Here is a 14298-nt window from a genome sequence, read left to right on the forward strand (position 1 = left end):
GGGGCTGTTGTAGACGTAGCCTTACTATTGGTCCACCCACGTCGGCTATAAATCGTCATTCGCCCCGCAGCGGCGGACCGCTCGTACGTCGTAAATCCAGCCATGTCGCTCACCGAACAATTACAAAACATACTGGACAGTCTGGGCGGCGTGGGTGCCGAGCTATGGCTGGGCATGCTGTTTTGCGGTTTGCTGGTGGCGGAACTGATCCTGTTGCGCCAAACCGACGTAGCCACTGCGCGACGCTGGTTAACAGGCATCGCGGTGGCCGGGCTGCTGGCAGCCGGTGGGCTGGCCATTGCTGAAACAGAGCGTGGCAGCCTGTTTATGAACATGTTCTTTCTGGACAGGCAGGCCCTGCTGTTTAAAGCCATCGTTACGCTGGGGGCTATTGCTGTGCTGCTTTGGGCTACCGGAACGAGTGCCTCGCTAGCTCCCAGGCGACCACTACCCACCGAATGGTATGTGCTGCTGGTGGGCATGGTGTTGGGGCTGTACCTGCTTACGATGGCCGTAAACCTGCTGGTCATCTACCTGAGCATTGAACTGGTTTCCATTGCGTCGTACCTGCTCACGGGCCTTGTGGCCGACCGGAAAGCAGCCGAAGGCGGGCTGAAATACCTGCTTTTCGGGGCCGTCAGTTCAGCCATTATGCTCTATGGCATGTCGCTGCTGTATGGTCTGACCGGCACGCTCGACGTCACGTCTGATGGCTTTGCCGGGCTACTGGCGCAGGGTGGCCCCGTGGCACTGGTAGCGGGTTTGCTAACCCTGGCTGGGGTGCTGTTTAAACTCTCGGCGGTACCATTTCATATCTGGACACCCGACGCTTACGAAGCCGCGCCCATACCCGTGGCCGCGTTTTTTTCTATCGGTCCTAAAGCGGCGGCTCTACTGGTGCTGATGCGGTTACTGTCGGCGGGGCCGTCGGCGGAAATGCAAACGCCGTTGGCCGTAGTGGCACTGGCAGGAATTCTGCTGGGTAATCTCTCGGCGCTAAGGCAGACCGATGCCAAACGGCTACTGGCCTATTCGACCATTGCGCAGGCGGGCTTTTTGCTGGTGGGTGTGGTGGCGCTGAATGAGTCGGGTTTTGAGGCGGCTACGTTTTATGTCGCCACGTACCTGTTCATTACCCTGGCGGCATTTTTCCTGATCGACGCGCTGGCTCCGAACGGCTCACTACGCATCGCTGATTTTGCGGGACGTTTTTCGGCGGCCCCCCTGCTGGGCGTATGCCTCACAGTGGTCATGCTGGCCTTAACCGGGCTGCCGCCTACGGTGGGGTTTACGGCCAAGCTGCTGTCTTTTTCGGCCCTGTTCGAGGCGTATCAGACAACCGGCAACCCGTGGCTGATCTGGCTCTACGGCATTGGACTGGCCAACGTGGTGGTGTCGCTGTTCTATTATCTGCGCATTCCGTTTCTGCTCATTTTCCGCCCGGTCCCAGCTGGTGCTGTTTTGCAACCAATACGGCTTACGGCGGGCCAGTGGGTAGCATTGGCTATTACGGTGCCACCGGTAGTACTGCTGTTTCTAAAGCCCGACTGGCTGTTGCGGCTGATTGCCGATTTATAAACCTCTCATGCTTCATTACACAATTGAAACCCTGGGCTGGATAGCCTCTGCCCTCATTGTGGGTGCTTATTTTCTGAACATGCAGGGTAAGCTGGACGCCAAAGACCCGCGCTACATCTGGGCGAATCTGGTGGGTGGACTGTTTTTTGTGGTCAACACTTACTACCACGGCGCGTACCCATCGGCGCTTGTTAACGTGGTTTGGGTGCTGATTGCAGTCTTTTCACTAAGCCGAAAAACGGCTTGATGTCCAAGGTTCAGAGTTGCCCGGCACCCTGGACCTTACACTCCATTCGAATGCTGGAGACGGTGCAGGCGGAGGTTGATGAGGTGCGTAATGACCAGTCCGGCAGAGGCCACGTAGGCGACGTACTCAAAGACGTGGCTGGTGTTTTCCAGCAAAAGGGCCAGCGCAAAGGCACTAAGAAAACCCCATAGGGCCGCACGGATTGTGGTTGATGTGTGGTGGCGTGTAGCGAAATAAACGGCCAAAATGTTAATGGCAATAAACACGCAGTCGAGACCCAGGAAGCCGGTACGCAGGGTGTCATCGTTGCGCAAAAAGCCCGAAGTCATCACCATTACCGGAGCAGCCATGCAGTGAATAATGCACAGCACCGAACCGGTTATGCCAATGTAATCTGCCTTCTTGTCGATGAAGTCCGTCTTCATAGTCGCTCTTGATTGCCTCTTCACAAAACTACGATCATAACTGCCGTAGTTGCAATAAGGTTGCAAAAATAGTTGCAACAACGTTGCATATTTGTATGTTTGTTATTCAAACGAAGACATCTTTATTATGCGTACTCAAAACGGGCTGCGGCTTGGCTGGATTGTTGGCATTAGTTTCCTGTTCGCACTCAATGGCTGCAAAAAAGGGACAGACCCTTTGCCAGCTAATGAAAACGAACTGATTACCACCGTCACGTTGCGGTTTACTCAGGCAGGCACGGCCAACACCCAAACAGCCACGTACCAGGACAAAGACGGCGACGGCGGGGCAGCCCCTACCAAGTTCGATACCATCACCCTGACCGCTAACACCAGCTACAGCCTGACTGTCGATCTGCTCGACGAAAGCAAAACGCCAACCGTATCGGTCACGGACGAGGTCAATTCAAAAAAGGATGAGCACCTGCTTGTGTACGCAACCACCCCGGCCGCGCTCCTCACCTATACCTATGGCGACAAAGACAGCCGAAACCTACCTGTGGGGATCACTGGTACCATACGCACCGGCACGGCGGGTACGGGCACGTTCAACGTACGCCTCCGTCACCAGCCGCCCATCAACGGCACGGCTGTGAAAGATGGTAGCCCTACCCCCGGCTCCGACGATGTGAACCTGAACTTTGGGCTGACGATAAAATAAATAGTGGTGAACGATGAATGATGAGTGCGTAGGTTGGCACTGGCTTCTTTACTCACCACTCATCGTTTACCACTTATCACTCACCACTCTTTTCATTGCCACCTTTTTTGGCGATATGGAGTTTATAAAGTTGGCGCCATCCGGTTCGGTTGGCATTCGATAACACGCCGTCGCTGCTCATGAAACTACTGTACTCTTACCTCAGCCGCTACTGGGGCCTGCTGATCCTGGCGCTTGTGCTAGCGACTATCAATCAGGTTTTCTCCCTCCTCGACCCCTACATTTTCCGCAAAATAATTGACCAGTACGTGGTGAAGCCCGGCGGTACCTGGCGCGACATCAACTTCTGGGGATTTCTTCAAAAAGGGTCAGGTCTGCTCATTTTGCAGGCGCTGGGCGTGGCTATGGTAAGCCGCATTGCCAAAAACTTCCAGGATTATTACGTCAACGTGATCACGCAGCGGCTTGGCGCGAAGATGTATTCCGACGGCCTGCAGCATTCGCTGGAACTCCCCTACCAGGTGTTTGAAGACCAGCGTTCGGGCGAGACGCTGGGGATTTTGCAGAAAGTGCGTACCGATGTCGAGAAGCTGATTCAGTCGTTTGTCAACGTGCTGTTTACGTCTATCGTGGGCATTGTCTTTGTGATGTGGTACGCCAGCACAGTCTACTGGCCCATTGCCCCGGCCTATTTTCTGACCATCCCGCTACTGGGCTTTGTGAGCTCATTGCTGAGCAAAAAGATCAAGGTGGTACAGAAGAACATCGTGGCTGAAACCACCGCCCTGGCCGGATCAACCACCGAAAGTCTGCGCAACATTGAACTGGTAAAAAGCCTGGGTCTGGCCCAACAGGAGACCGAACGCCTCAATGGTACCACCAGTAAGATTCTGAAACTGGAGTTAAAGAAGGTGCGCTACATACGCTCGCTGTCGTTCATTCAGGGCACGTTTGTGAATTTGCTGCGCAACGCCATCATGCTGCTGATGCTGTTTTTGGTGGTGCAGGGCAAGATCACCGTGGGCGAGTTCTTCTCCTTGTTCATTTACTCATTCGCCATTTTCGGGCCGTTGCAGGAACTGGGTAACATCATCAACGTATACCGCGAAACGGAGGCGTCGCTGGCCAACTTCCGGCGTATTCTCGACACCCCCCGCGACGAGAAACCAGCGCATCCGCAGGCGGTGGGGCGCATCGAAAACCTGGCATTCGAGGATGTCCACTTCAAACACCTGTCGGCCAACACGCCTGCCCTGGCGGGCATTTCGTTTGACGTGAAAACGGGCGAAACCATCGCGTTTGTGGGGCCGTCGGGGTCGGGTAAGACCACGCTGGTGAAGTTGCTGGTGGGCCTTTACCAGCCAAAAACAGGCCAGATTCTGTATAATGGCATTCCTGGTACCGACGTTGATCTGGACGAACTGCGCGAGCAAATCGGCTTTGTGACGCAGGATACGCAGCTTTTTGCCGGTTCCATCCGCGAAAACCTGCTCTTCGTGGCACCCAACGCCACCGACGCCGACTGCCTGCGGGCGCTGCATCAGGCCGCGGCTGATGGCTTATTGGCTCGCGCGCCACAAGGACTGGATACGGTCATTGGCGAAGGCGGCGTGAAGGTATCGGGGGGTGAAAAGCAGCGCCTGAGCATTGCCCGTGCCCTGCTGCGCCAACCCGCCCTGCTTGTCTTCGACGAGGCTACGTCGGCGCTGGATTCACTGACTGAGGAAGAGATTACCAACACCGTGCGGCAACTGTCGGCATCGCAGAACCGCATCACCATCCTGATTGCCCACCGCCTCAGCACCATCCTCCACGCCGACCGCATTTTTGTACTGGAAAAAGGCCACGTTGTTGAGCAGGGTGCCCATGCCGAACTCCTCGCCCACAAAGGCCTCTACTACGCTATGTGGCGGCAGCAAATCGGTGAAAAGAAGGAAATGGCTTTAGCGTAGGTTTCGTTTAAGAGGCATCAGGGAGCTTTGTGGTAACGCGCCAAAGAAAGTAGATTTGTGGAAAGCCAACGGCAACAAAAATGAACAGGCCAACATCTGTATTCGACGAAGTATCAACGTTCATCGCTGGCATGGACCCCCAAAAGGTGGTGAATTTCAAACCGTCCCCAACGCACCAGAAACGACTCGATTTTTTGCTAGATAAACAGAGGGAAGCAACTCTGTCGTCTGAGGAGAGAGCCGAAATTGAGCAATACCTGATACTCAACCGTATCGTAGGCCTGGCGAAAGCAAGGGCTATAAAAATGCTTCGGGCGTGAGTCGGTCTATTCCGCTTGCAGTTAGGAGAAAGGTTTCGCTACGGGCAAATGCACAATGTGAATATTGCTTGGTGGCAGAGCGAGTATCACTTTACAAGTTTCATATCGAACATATAAAAAGCCTTAAACACGAGGGCACAAACGACCTAATAAATCTTGCTTATTGTTGTCCTGATTGCAATTATTACAAGGGTTCTGACATTGGCACATTCAGCGATGATGGGGAGTCGCTTATTCGTTTCTATAATCCAAGAAAAGATCGCTGGGATGATCATTTCGAGCTTGACAACGGGACCATTCATGGCAAGACTGATATAGGCAGGGCTACTGTTAAACTATTTAAATTCAATGACATAGACCGCCTTATTTTTCGTCAACAACTGATCGACTTAGGCCTATATCCGTAAAATTCCATTACCTCATCAATAAGCCACCACAAGCCGCCCCTGCATTTGTTTCTGGCTCGTTTTTTCGCGTTGCTGTAACGTATAATCTATATGCCAGGCATAGACGCCGGGCTGGCAAACGGCCCCTTTACACATTCCGTTCCACTCAAAAGGAGCCGTCTCCGTGTGGAAGATCAACTCACCCCACCGGTTGAAAATGGACAATGATTGCACTGCAATATCGCCGCAGGCAATGGGCTGGAAAACGTCGTTCTGACCATCGTGATTGGGCGTAAAAATGTCGGGTGCGTACACGATGCAGCCACACTCACCGTAGTCTATTGCCACAGAATCCTGTACGGTAGCGCAGGCGTTGCGTACGGTGGCGCGGTAAGTGCCGGAGTGACTGACGGTGCGCTCGGTTTGGGGGAAAGCATCCTGCCAGGCGAAAGTGCCTTCGGCCACGGCAGGCCTGAGGGTGTAGACCTCGGCCCCGCAGAGTTCTTTGTTGGCACCCAGTTCAAGCTGAGGCCGTTTGATGAAATTAACCCGAATCGTATCGGCGGCGACGCATCCGGCCTGCCTTATTTGCAGGCTATACTCACCCGGTTGCCCAACCTGAAAAGTAGGCTGACCGGAGCCATCCTGCCAGCGGTAAGTAGGCGCGTTGGTTGGCCCCATTAGCACAAGCGACTGACCATTGCACAGGGTAGTATCGGCCCCGAGCGTGAAATCGAGGGCATAATCAACCGTGATGGTATCGCTCAGAGTATTGCAGGGTGTGGTTACTGTGACCCAATATTTGCCGGGTTTTTTCACCAGATACGTTGGCGATGTGCTGCCGTCGCTCCATTTATAGTCTATAGCACCGGGCGTAGTGGCTTTGAGCAGGTATGTACTTTTCCGACCGCATAGCGTAGTGTCATTACCCAAATTAAGGTCCACAGGCAGCAGTGCCACATCATCGATAAAGACGTAGTAGAAACCCAGAAAAACCGGTAGTGTATTGAAGCTGCCAATAGTCACAAACTGTTCGCCGCCGACGGCTTTGATGGTACCGCTAATTTTGTCCCATTTATAAGGACCTGTGATCGTTTTAGCTTGTGAGTCAAGCAGTTGTGGACGAACGGGCAACAGGTCTTTGGCCAGCGACGTAATGGGCTGACTTGAAAAACAAGCACCTATCGTTTGCGGCACATACTGGTTAGGCGTTCGGGTGCTGATGTACATCTCGAAGTAATAGCATTTGCCCGCTTCGAGGGGTTTGGTCAGGGGTGTAGCCAGGTATTCGGCCCAGCCTTTGTCCAGAAACAGCCGGGCCAAACCAGCACCGGAATGCGGCGGCAACTCGATCTGATCCGTTGGGAAACACCCGTTGTAGAAGTCGGGCGTGGCCCGGTTTGGGTTATACCAGGGTACCGCTTCTTCCAGCAGGTTATCTTGCCGCGGGCAGTTACGGTATGTTTCAAAGCCACCGTTGGGTATCAGCGACTGCCCCGTAGCGGTACCGGCTACTGCCAGCACGAGCCAGCAGAGTATCCAGAAAGAATGTCTGGACCAGGTGTCGATACCCAGGTTTTGTCGCATCTCTATCAGAGCCTACATCCCGCTGCCAGTGACTACATAGCCAGCGTGGCTGACTGAACCTGACCTTTGTTTTCCCAAACAACCACGGCCGTCTGACCTGCTACGGCTAGGCGCGGTAGTTGTCCGGTGCCCAGCACTACGGCTGGCTTGTCGGGTTGTTTCACGTAGATCGTTCCAGCCGTTTCCCAGGCCAATACCGGTCGACCGACACTGCTGGCTATGCTACCGTTCTTACCCGCCGAAATGGCCTGTTCTGCCTCGCCCGGCGAGGCCTGGTAGACCGTGCCTTCGCGCCGCCATACCGTAATGGGTTTACCCGTTTTGGTAAGTGCCAAGCCGCCTCCGTCCATGGGGCAGGCGGCCAGTTTCCAGGTGCCGTTGCCCAGCTTTTGCGGGGTTGTGTAAGTTTTCCCGGCATCGGCCGAGTGGGCGAGGTACAAGTCCCGTGAGCCGTTTAGCCAGTTTCGGAACATGACGTAGATGTTGTTGCCCGAGGCCGCCATCGATAGCCGGCAGCACTCGCAAACCGAGCCACTGGGCGACTGGTAAATGATCCGGTTGGCCGACCACGTCTGTCCGCCATCGGTTGAGGTAGCACCAACAAGCTTGTTTTTCTGGTTGCCCCGCAGATCAAGCCATACAGCGTGGAACGCACCATCCGCTGTTCCTACCACGTCCTGAAAACCTTCTTTGGCTACTTCTGGCACGTCGTTGATTGGGCGGAGCGGTGACCATTGTCCGGTGGCCCGATTTCGGCGGCAGGCGAATACATTACCCGCTTTATCGACGGCCGTAATCAGCAGGTAACGGTCTGTTACGGCAATTTGCGGCCCACGGGTAGCCCCGGCTACCAGATTAGGCAGCACGCCAGCCACCGCAGGGGCCGTAAACGTTTGGCCACCATCGGCAGAGAAGGCATAAAAGATGGTGCTGTCGTTACCAAACGTGAGATGAATACCCCCACGCTCGTCGGCGATAACAACGGGCAGATGACCCGGTGCCAGTGTGCGCCCTTCGTTGAGAAACCGATGCCCGGAAATCACAAACACAGCAAGTACCAAGCTGGTGTACAGCAAACGAACAGGAAGCATAGCCAATGAGTGCGTTAGGTAACGTAAGCAGTACCTGACAAAGCACAAACGCCTGACTATATCCTGTAAACGAAATGGCTTATATGGATCTACATGACGATGTCTGAAAAAGCCGGCCTACGCACTGCCCGTCACCTGGCTACGATGCCAGGTGTAGTTGTTCGGCCAGGTGCTCCTGACTGGCTACCAACGCATTTACCCGTTTGTATTCTGCCACGTTGCCAATGTCGTACCAGTAGCCGTCTATGGGTATCGAAATCGTTTTGAAACCAGCCTGTATGGTTCTCGATACCAGCGACCAGGCATTGAAGGGTTCATTGGCAGGTATCAGCGATAACAAGGCACGTTTGAACAGATAAATGCCCGCATTGGCCTGAAACAGCAGTTCTGGCTTTTCCCGGATATAATGCACCTCGTTGCCAATCACGTCTAGAATACCCCACGGAATGCGTACCGAATACTGAAAGGTAGCCAGCACCATATCGGCATCGTGCAGCACCAGTTCCTGGTATAGGGTCTGGATATTGACGTTGGTGAACAGATCGGCGTTGATCAACAGGATGTAGTCATGTTGCCAATCCGTTGTAGTGCCCAGCACACCAACGTCGCCCATGGGTTTGTCTTCGCATATATACCGAAAACACAGGCCCCGTTCCAGCCCTTGGCCTACGTGGTTCATAATCTGGTCGGCCCGGTAGCCTACCGTAAGGGTGATGTCGTCGATACCCTGCTGGATTAGGTGGTCGATCAGCCAGTCCAGTATAGGCCGCCCGCCTACGTGGAGCAGTGGTTTGGGTAGGAAGTCTGTCAGGGGAGCGAGCCGGGATCCTCGTCCGCCTGCCGCAATGACCGCACTGATGGGTAGAAGGGCATTTTCCATAAAGGCCTATTGGTCAACATATTATCGAGCGTGTACGGGTGTCAATTGAGTACAAAACGAGCAGACAAGGCTACTGACAGTTTCCAGATCTGCGTCGCTGATGGAGGTTGAACAAGGAAGCATGATCCCTTCCTGAGCAATACGACCGGTATGGTCGTGGCGGCTGATATACCGGTCCTGCCGGAAAGCGGGCAACCGGTTCATAGGAATCCAGAGCGGACGACTTTCTACGTTATTTTCGGCCAGGTACGTCAGCAGTTCATCGCGGCGTGAAACGCAGATCACCACGTGCCAGTAGTTTGACGAAACGCCGTCGGTGATGCGCTGACACCGGATGCCTTCTATACCGGCAAAAGCGTCGAGGTAGTATTGGTTGATCGCCTGCTTGCGCCGAACAAAGTCGGGTAGTGATTCCATCTGCGCTAGCCCCATGGCCGCCAGCAGGTTTACCAGCCGGTAGTTATAGCCTACTTCGTCGTGTAGGTACTCCACCGCCGAGGCCTTGGCCTGCATGGTCAGGTGCTTGGCGCGGCGGGCGTCGGCTTCATTATTGGTCAGGATAATGCCCCCGCTACCGGTCGTGATGATTTTGTTGCCATTGAAGCTCAGGCACCCCATTCGCCCAAACGTACCGGCATGTTGCCCTTTGTAAAATGAGCCCAGCGCCTCGGCCGTGTCTTCAATCAACGTCAGCCCAAACCGGTCGCAGAGCGCCAGCATGCGCTCCATCTGAACCATATTGCCCAACGTGTGCACGGGCATCAGCGCGCGCACCGGACAACCCGTTTTTGTGTGAACCGATACACCGTTGAGCAGCCGCGTCTGGGTTTCCAGAAAGTCTTCAAGCAGGTCGAGATCGGGCAGGTAGGTGTCGGGGTCAATGTCGAGCAACAGGGGCCGTGCGCCCATGTAGGTCACCACATTGGCCGTAGCCACAAACGTCAGGTTAGGCACAATAACAAAGTCGCCGGGTTGAACACCCGCCACAAGAAGGCTGATGTGCAGGGCCGTGGTGCCACTGCTCACCGCTACGGCATAGCGGGCACCGGTGTAGTCGGCTAGGGCTTTCTCGAACCGGTTCACATACTGTCCCGTAGCCGATACCCAGTTGGTGTCGAGACAATCCTTGATGTAGGCCCATTCGTTGCCGATCAGGTTGGGTACGCAGAGAGGAATCAAGAGCTGAAGGCGGGTTAAGGGTGGACACTATATATTGCGGTAACGCGCTGAATACGAGTCTGTAATAAGACCGCTGCGCACCAGCCGATGCACCTCACGAATACCTTCCGGCAGGGTTCGGGTGATGGCAAAACCAAGCTTCTGACTGATTTTGTCGCAGTTGACGCGGTAGTCACGGGGGTCTTCGTCTTTGTGGATATACTGCACTTTCAGCGTCGGCACCACCTGACCAATTTCACCCACGAGCATCTTTTTCGTGTAATTCTCGGCCGTACTCCCCACGTTGAATACTTCATGCTGCACCAGATTTTTGTCTGATTTCAAGGTCAGCGCCATGGCATTGGCCAGATCGTAGACGTGGCAGTAGGGCCGCCAGAACTGTTCACCAAAAATGGTTAGTTCCTTGCCAACGGTCACGTCGCGGGTGAACTCGTTGGCGGTCAGGTCGAAACGTATGCGGGGCGAGATGCCATAGACCGTAGCGAATCGCAGGATGGTAAATACCACGGGCGAGGCCCTCCGGCGCATAAGGTAGTTTTCAAAGGCTACCTTCGTTTCGGCATAATGCGACACCGGAGCCAGCGCTGACTCTTCCACAACGTAGGCCGATGCATCGTCCATTTTGCCATAATTGCTACAGGTTGAGGCAAAAACAAACCGCTGGACACCCATTCTTTCGGCCGTTTCAAACAGTTGTTCCGAAGCCGTGCAGTTCACTTCGGTAGCTTCTTCGGGATATAGTCGGCATGCCGGGTCGCCCACGATAGCCGCCAGGTGACAGATGGCATCAACCCCCGCTACGGCCCGTTCCACGTCGGCAGAGACCCGCAAATCGCCTTTATGAAACGTAAACCGCGGGTGGGCCGTCAGCGCCATCAGGGCCTCTCCCCCAAACTTCAGGTTGTCGATAACAGACACATGATAACCTTCGTCCAGAAGAATACGAACCAGTTGCGAACCGATATAGCCAGCGCCGCCGGTTACTAACACGTTGTTGATCATGGTGCGGGTTGTTTTATACGATGGTTGAAGCGGTTGATGCTGGCTACCAAATCACGGTGCACCGCCTCGGGCGAGAAGTAGGTGATGAGTTGCCTGGACACCTCGCCCATGGCCGCAAACTGGTCTTTGGCCTGGATCATCAGACGCATTTTGGCCACCAGATCGGCCCTGTTTTCGGGATCAAACGTGTAGCCGTTTACGCCGTCCCGCAGCAGGTCGGGCACACTGCCGCAGCGTTGCGACACCAGCATGGGCATACCGTAGATCATGGCTTCGTTAACGGCAAAGCCGAAGGGTTCGAACAGGCTGGGCAGCACCATCACGTCGGCCAGGGTATATCGGCCCGGTACTTCGTGCCAGTCGCAGGGGGGCAGCATCCGCACGTCCGGCACAGTATTGGCACGAACAAAAGTCTCTAAATCAGCCCTCTGACTGCCGTTCCCGCTCAAAATCAGCCCCCACTCCGCAGCATCCGGGCTGGTACGTTTTAACTCGGCAAAGGCTTGAATCAGCAACAACAGGTTTTTTTCCGGCGCAAACCGGCCCGCAAAAATGAAGTTGTAGCGGGGCAATTGCAGGTGTGCCTTGGCCGCCTCGCGGCTGGGCAGTGCCTGCCGATACAGCTTATCGAGCGCTTCATTGTCGACGCCGATGTTTCGGATAGTGAGCACTTTTTGGGCAGGAGCCCCAAGCTGAAGCACATAGCTGCGGGCGGCACTACCCAGGCACAGAAAACCGGCGCACTGACTGACGTAGATTGGTTTAATGAGTTCTTTCCACCACACCCGGCGGCGACTCACGGCGGTTGTCTCCACCTCCGACAACACCGCAATACCTTTCAGGCGAGCATAGGCCAGCACAACCCAACTGGCAGGATCATAATAACCGTTGAGCAAAATCAGGTCGGGCCGGTACCGCCGCACATGCCGGAGCAGGGTGCGGGTGCGGTCTACCAGGCGTATGTTATCGCTGCTGGTGTTAAAGAGCAGGTCGAAACTGTATTGATGCTGACTTAGATCAACTTCGCCCAGTTCGGTGCGGCCGGGTTCGGTCGATGCTATCTGCAGGACATGGAAGGTGAAATCCTGACTAGTTTGCGCATGCGTATAAAGTCGCCGGTATACGGCGGCTTTGTAGTGGCTCCATAATACGTTGTGAATGGCTAGCACACGCATAACACACAGGGGCAGGCAAGCTGGTCAATAGGATTATAGCTATATGTCAATATGATTAAACCTGAAATTGAGAAGTGAGTAAATATAGTTTTTCCCCAAAAAGATGCAAAACAAAGTCTATGGAAGTGGTAAAGAATAACTATAAATCAAGTACCTGATTCAAAGCCGATTAGCTACGTATGCTTACGCTTAATAAATAGGCGGCGGCAATGTGTTTGGCGACATAAGAGCAGCGGCAAGGGGGTGTATTTCTAACCAGGGTATGTTTACGGGGGCAAACCCCTGGACAGCCATCAGTTTTCAACCGGCGGTCATATCCCGTAAATGCAAAAGCGGTCTGCCGGCGGGAGGTTGACCTCCTGCCGGCAGACCGCTTTTGCACTATAGGCCTTGAATTGACTAGTACCCCTCGTTTTGTACCAGCGCAGGGTTCACGTCAACTTCACGCTTAGGGATGGGCAGCACCAGACGGGGCGAATTCCAGGCCAGGGTGCCCAGGCTTTGGCGGAACCGCTTGAGGTCGTGGAGGCGATGGCCCTCAAAGGCAAGCTCGAAGCGGCGTTCCTGCAAGATCTGCGCCAGTGTGGGGGCGGCAATGGCACCAACGCCCGCCCGCGCCCGAATCAGGCTGATATCATTGCCGGGGGTGTCGCCCACCACCGAGTTAAGGCGCGTGTTGGCCTCAGCCCGGATCAGGTACATTTCGGCCAGCCGCACGATGGGTATGTTATCACCGAAGTTGGTGTATTTGCCTGTGTAGTAGCGATTACCACCCTTGTAGCCAATGTAGAGCAGTTCATTACGGCGGGCATCGGTGGGGGCAAATGTGCTCACAAACGTGTTGCTCACCTGCACATCACCACGGCCCAGCGGAGCAGCGTCAGTAGGAATGCTGGCGTAAAACGTAGTCAGGCCGTCGTTGGCCGTACCGGCATTGTTCTGGTCGTTCTGCTGAATCTCGAAGATACTTTCCTGCGTATTCCGGTTCCGGAACGCAGCCGTCACCGACGAGTTGAGCCGATACACGCCCGAACTGATGATGGCATTGGCAGCAGCCAGTGCACCCGCGTAGTTTTCCTGTTGCAAATACACCCGCGCTAAAAAAGCCTGTGCCGTATACTTGTCGGCCCGGGTCGAATTGTCGGTAGGTAACAGGGCTACAGCCTTGGTGAGGTCATCTACGATTTGCTTGTACGTATCGGCTACCGTGGCGCGGGCTACCTGAGCCGAAGCCTGTTCGGCGGTGGTGCTTGGCGTTAGTACCAGCGGAATGCCTGGTTGCTGATTTTGCGTACCGGTAGCCCAGGGGAGGGCGTATAGTCGTACCAGTTCGAAGAACAAAATACCCCGGATAAACCGGGCCTCACCTTCCAGCGAACTGCGCGTAGTGGCGTCCTTTACCACGCTCAGCGACGCCAGCGCGTTATTCACCGTGTTAATGGCGGCGTAGGCCGTTAGCCAGGTACGCTGCGCTTCGGCGTTGGCGTTGGTCTGGGTTTTCAGGGCCAGTTCGCGATACGAAGCAAACGTACCCCGCCAGATCACGTAGTTGTCGGGCGCGTAGATATCAGGTATCAGCAGCAAATTGGTGCCGTATAGGGCACCATTCCCCAGTTGACCGTAGGCACCTATGATGGCCGACGTAACGTCTTGGTCGTTAGACAGGGCCGTGGCCGCGTCGATGCTTTGCCGCGGCTGAATATTCAGGCTATTATCACAGGCCGACAGGCTGATGAGCAGGGCTGTCAGGCTAAGAATTAGTTGTTTTTTCATGAT

General features: G+C 54.8%; 13 protein-coding genes. 5 read left to right on the plus strand and 8 right to left on the minus strand.

The features are described 5' to 3' along the window. The first annotated feature begins 102 nt into the window (after nucleotides 1-102). Entirely contained in the window at nucleotides 103-1578 is a 1476-nt protein-coding gene (locus J2I47_RS06920) for an NADH-quinone oxidoreductase subunit N (RefSeq protein ID WP_207363844.1), read from the plus strand. Nucleotides 1579-1585: 7 nt separating this feature from the next. After that, on the plus strand, nucleotides 1586-1825 hold the full coding sequence (locus J2I47_RS06925; protein WP_207363845.1) for a CBU_0592 family membrane protein: 240 nt from the start codon (nucleotides 1586-1588) through the stop codon (nucleotides 1823-1825). Between the two features lie 35 nt (nucleotides 1826-1860). On the opposite strand, the gene J2I47_RS06930 is transcribed toward J2I47_RS06925, so the two are convergent. Further along, the gene (locus J2I47_RS06930) at nucleotides 1861-2250 is read right to left on the minus strand and encodes a MerC domain-containing protein (protein WP_207363846.1); all 390 of its coding nucleotides are present in this window, start codon (nucleotides 2248-2250) and stop codon (nucleotides 1861-1863) included. A gap of 127 nt (nucleotides 2251-2377) precedes the next feature. Here J2I47_RS06930 and J2I47_RS06935 point away from each other — a divergent pair, with 127 nt between their 5' ends. From J2I47_RS06935 to J2I47_RS06945, 3 genes are all read left to right on the plus strand, one after another. Beyond that, nucleotides 2378-2950: a hypothetical protein gene (locus tag J2I47_RS06935; protein WP_207363847.1), complete on the plus strand. Its 573-nt coding sequence runs from the start codon at nucleotides 2378-2380 to the stop codon at nucleotides 2948-2950. A gap of 179 nt (nucleotides 2951-3129) precedes the next feature. Continuing rightward, nucleotides 3130-4902, plus strand: coding sequence for an ABC transporter ATP-binding protein (locus J2I47_RS06940; protein ID WP_207363848.1), 1773 nt, complete (start codon nucleotides 3130-3132; stop codon nucleotides 4900-4902). Nucleotides 4903-5218: 316 nt separating this feature from the next. Next, nucleotides 5219-5629 carry an HNH endonuclease gene (locus tag J2I47_RS06945; RefSeq protein ID WP_207363849.1) on the plus strand — a complete coding sequence of 137 codons (411 nt, stop codon included), beginning with the start codon at nucleotides 5219-5221 and terminating at the stop codon, nucleotides 5627-5629. Between the two features lie 15 nt (nucleotides 5630-5644). Here the strand turns inward: J2I47_RS06945 and J2I47_RS06950 are convergent, their stop codons facing one another. From J2I47_RS06950 to J2I47_RS06980, 7 genes are all read right to left on the minus strand, one after another. Then, entirely contained in the window at nucleotides 5645-7195 is a 1551-nt protein-coding gene (locus tag J2I47_RS06950; protein WP_207363850.1) for a T9SS type B sorting domain-containing protein, read from the minus strand. A gap of 32 nt (nucleotides 7196-7227) precedes the next feature. Beyond that, complete coding sequence (locus J2I47_RS06955; protein WP_229374377.1) at nucleotides 7228-8286, minus strand: sialidase family protein; 1059 nt, start codon at nucleotides 8284-8286, stop codon at nucleotides 7228-7230. Nucleotides 8287-8425: 139 nt separating this feature from the next. Beyond that, complete coding sequence (locus tag J2I47_RS06960; protein ID WP_207363851.1) at nucleotides 8426-9166, minus strand: sugar phosphate nucleotidyltransferase; 741 nt, start codon at nucleotides 9164-9166, stop codon at nucleotides 8426-8428. 21 nt (nucleotides 9167-9187) lie between these two features. Further along, nucleotides 9188-10345, minus strand: a complete 1158-nt coding sequence (locus J2I47_RS06965; protein WP_207363852.1) for a LegC family aminotransferase — start codon at nucleotides 10343-10345, stop codon at nucleotides 9188-9190. Between the two features lie 27 nt (nucleotides 10346-10372). Then, nucleotides 10373-11347 (minus strand): NAD-dependent epimerase/dehydratase family protein, encoded by a 975-nt coding sequence (locus J2I47_RS06970; protein WP_207363853.1) that lies wholly within the window; start codon nucleotides 11345-11347, stop codon nucleotides 10373-10375. Further along, nucleotides 11344-12522, minus strand: a complete 1179-nt coding sequence (locus tag J2I47_RS06975) for a glycosyltransferase family 4 protein (protein WP_207363854.1) — start codon at nucleotides 12520-12522, stop codon at nucleotides 11344-11346. Before J2I47_RS06975 ends, J2I47_RS06970 begins: the two co-directional genes overlap by 4 nt. Nucleotides 12523-12921: 399 nt before the next feature. Then, complete coding sequence (locus J2I47_RS06980; protein WP_207363855.1) at nucleotides 12922-14295, minus strand: RagB/SusD family nutrient uptake outer membrane protein; 1374 nt, start codon at nucleotides 14293-14295, stop codon at nucleotides 12922-12924. Between the last annotated feature and the right edge of the window lie 3 nt (nucleotides 14296-14298).

This window comes from Fibrella rubiginis (assembly GCF_017353185.1).
In the GTDB taxonomy this organism is placed as follows: Bacteria; Bacteroidota; Bacteroidia; order Cytophagales; family Spirosomataceae; genus Fibrella; species Fibrella rubiginis.

Excerpts from the sequence above, each read along its gene's own strand:
- J2I47_RS06925 (WP_207363845.1), top strand. The coding sequence starts at position 1,586 with ATGCTTCATTACACAATTGAAACCCTGGGCTGGATAGCCTCTGCCCTC.
- J2I47_RS06930 (WP_207363846.1), bottom strand. The coding sequence starts at position 2,250 with ATGAAGACGGACTTCATCGACAAGAAGGCAGATTACATTGGCATAACC.
- J2I47_RS06970 (WP_207363853.1), bottom strand. The coding sequence starts at position 11,347 with ATGATCAACAACGTGTTAGTAACCGGCGGCGCTGGCTATATCGGTTCG.
- J2I47_RS06950 (WP_207363850.1), bottom strand. The coding sequence starts at position 7,195 with ATGCGACAAAACCTGGGTATCGACACCTGGTCCAGACATTCTTTCTGG.
- J2I47_RS06940 (WP_207363848.1), top strand. The coding sequence starts at position 3,130 with ATGAAACTACTGTACTCTTACCTCAGCCGCTACTGGGGCCTGCTGATC.
- J2I47_RS06935 (WP_207363847.1), top strand. The coding sequence starts at position 2,378 with ATGCGTACTCAAAACGGGCTGCGGCTTGGCTGGATTGTTGGCATTAGT.
- J2I47_RS06920 (WP_207363844.1), top strand. The coding sequence starts at position 103 with ATGTCGCTCACCGAACAATTACAAAACATACTGGACAGTCTGGGCGGC.
- J2I47_RS06955 (WP_229374377.1), bottom strand. The coding sequence starts at position 8,286 with ATGCTTCCTGTTCGTTTGCTGTACACCAGCTTGGTACTTGCTGTGTTT.
- J2I47_RS06980 (WP_207363855.1), bottom strand. The coding sequence starts at position 14,295 with ATGAAAAAACAACTAATTCTTAGCCTGACAGCCCTGCTCATCAGCCTG.
- J2I47_RS06975 (WP_207363854.1), bottom strand. The coding sequence starts at position 12,522 with ATGCGTGTGCTAGCCATTCACAACGTATTATGGAGCCACTACAAAGCC.
- J2I47_RS06960 (WP_207363851.1), bottom strand. The coding sequence starts at position 9,166 with ATGGAAAATGCCCTTCTACCCATCAGTGCGGTCATTGCGGCAGGCGGA.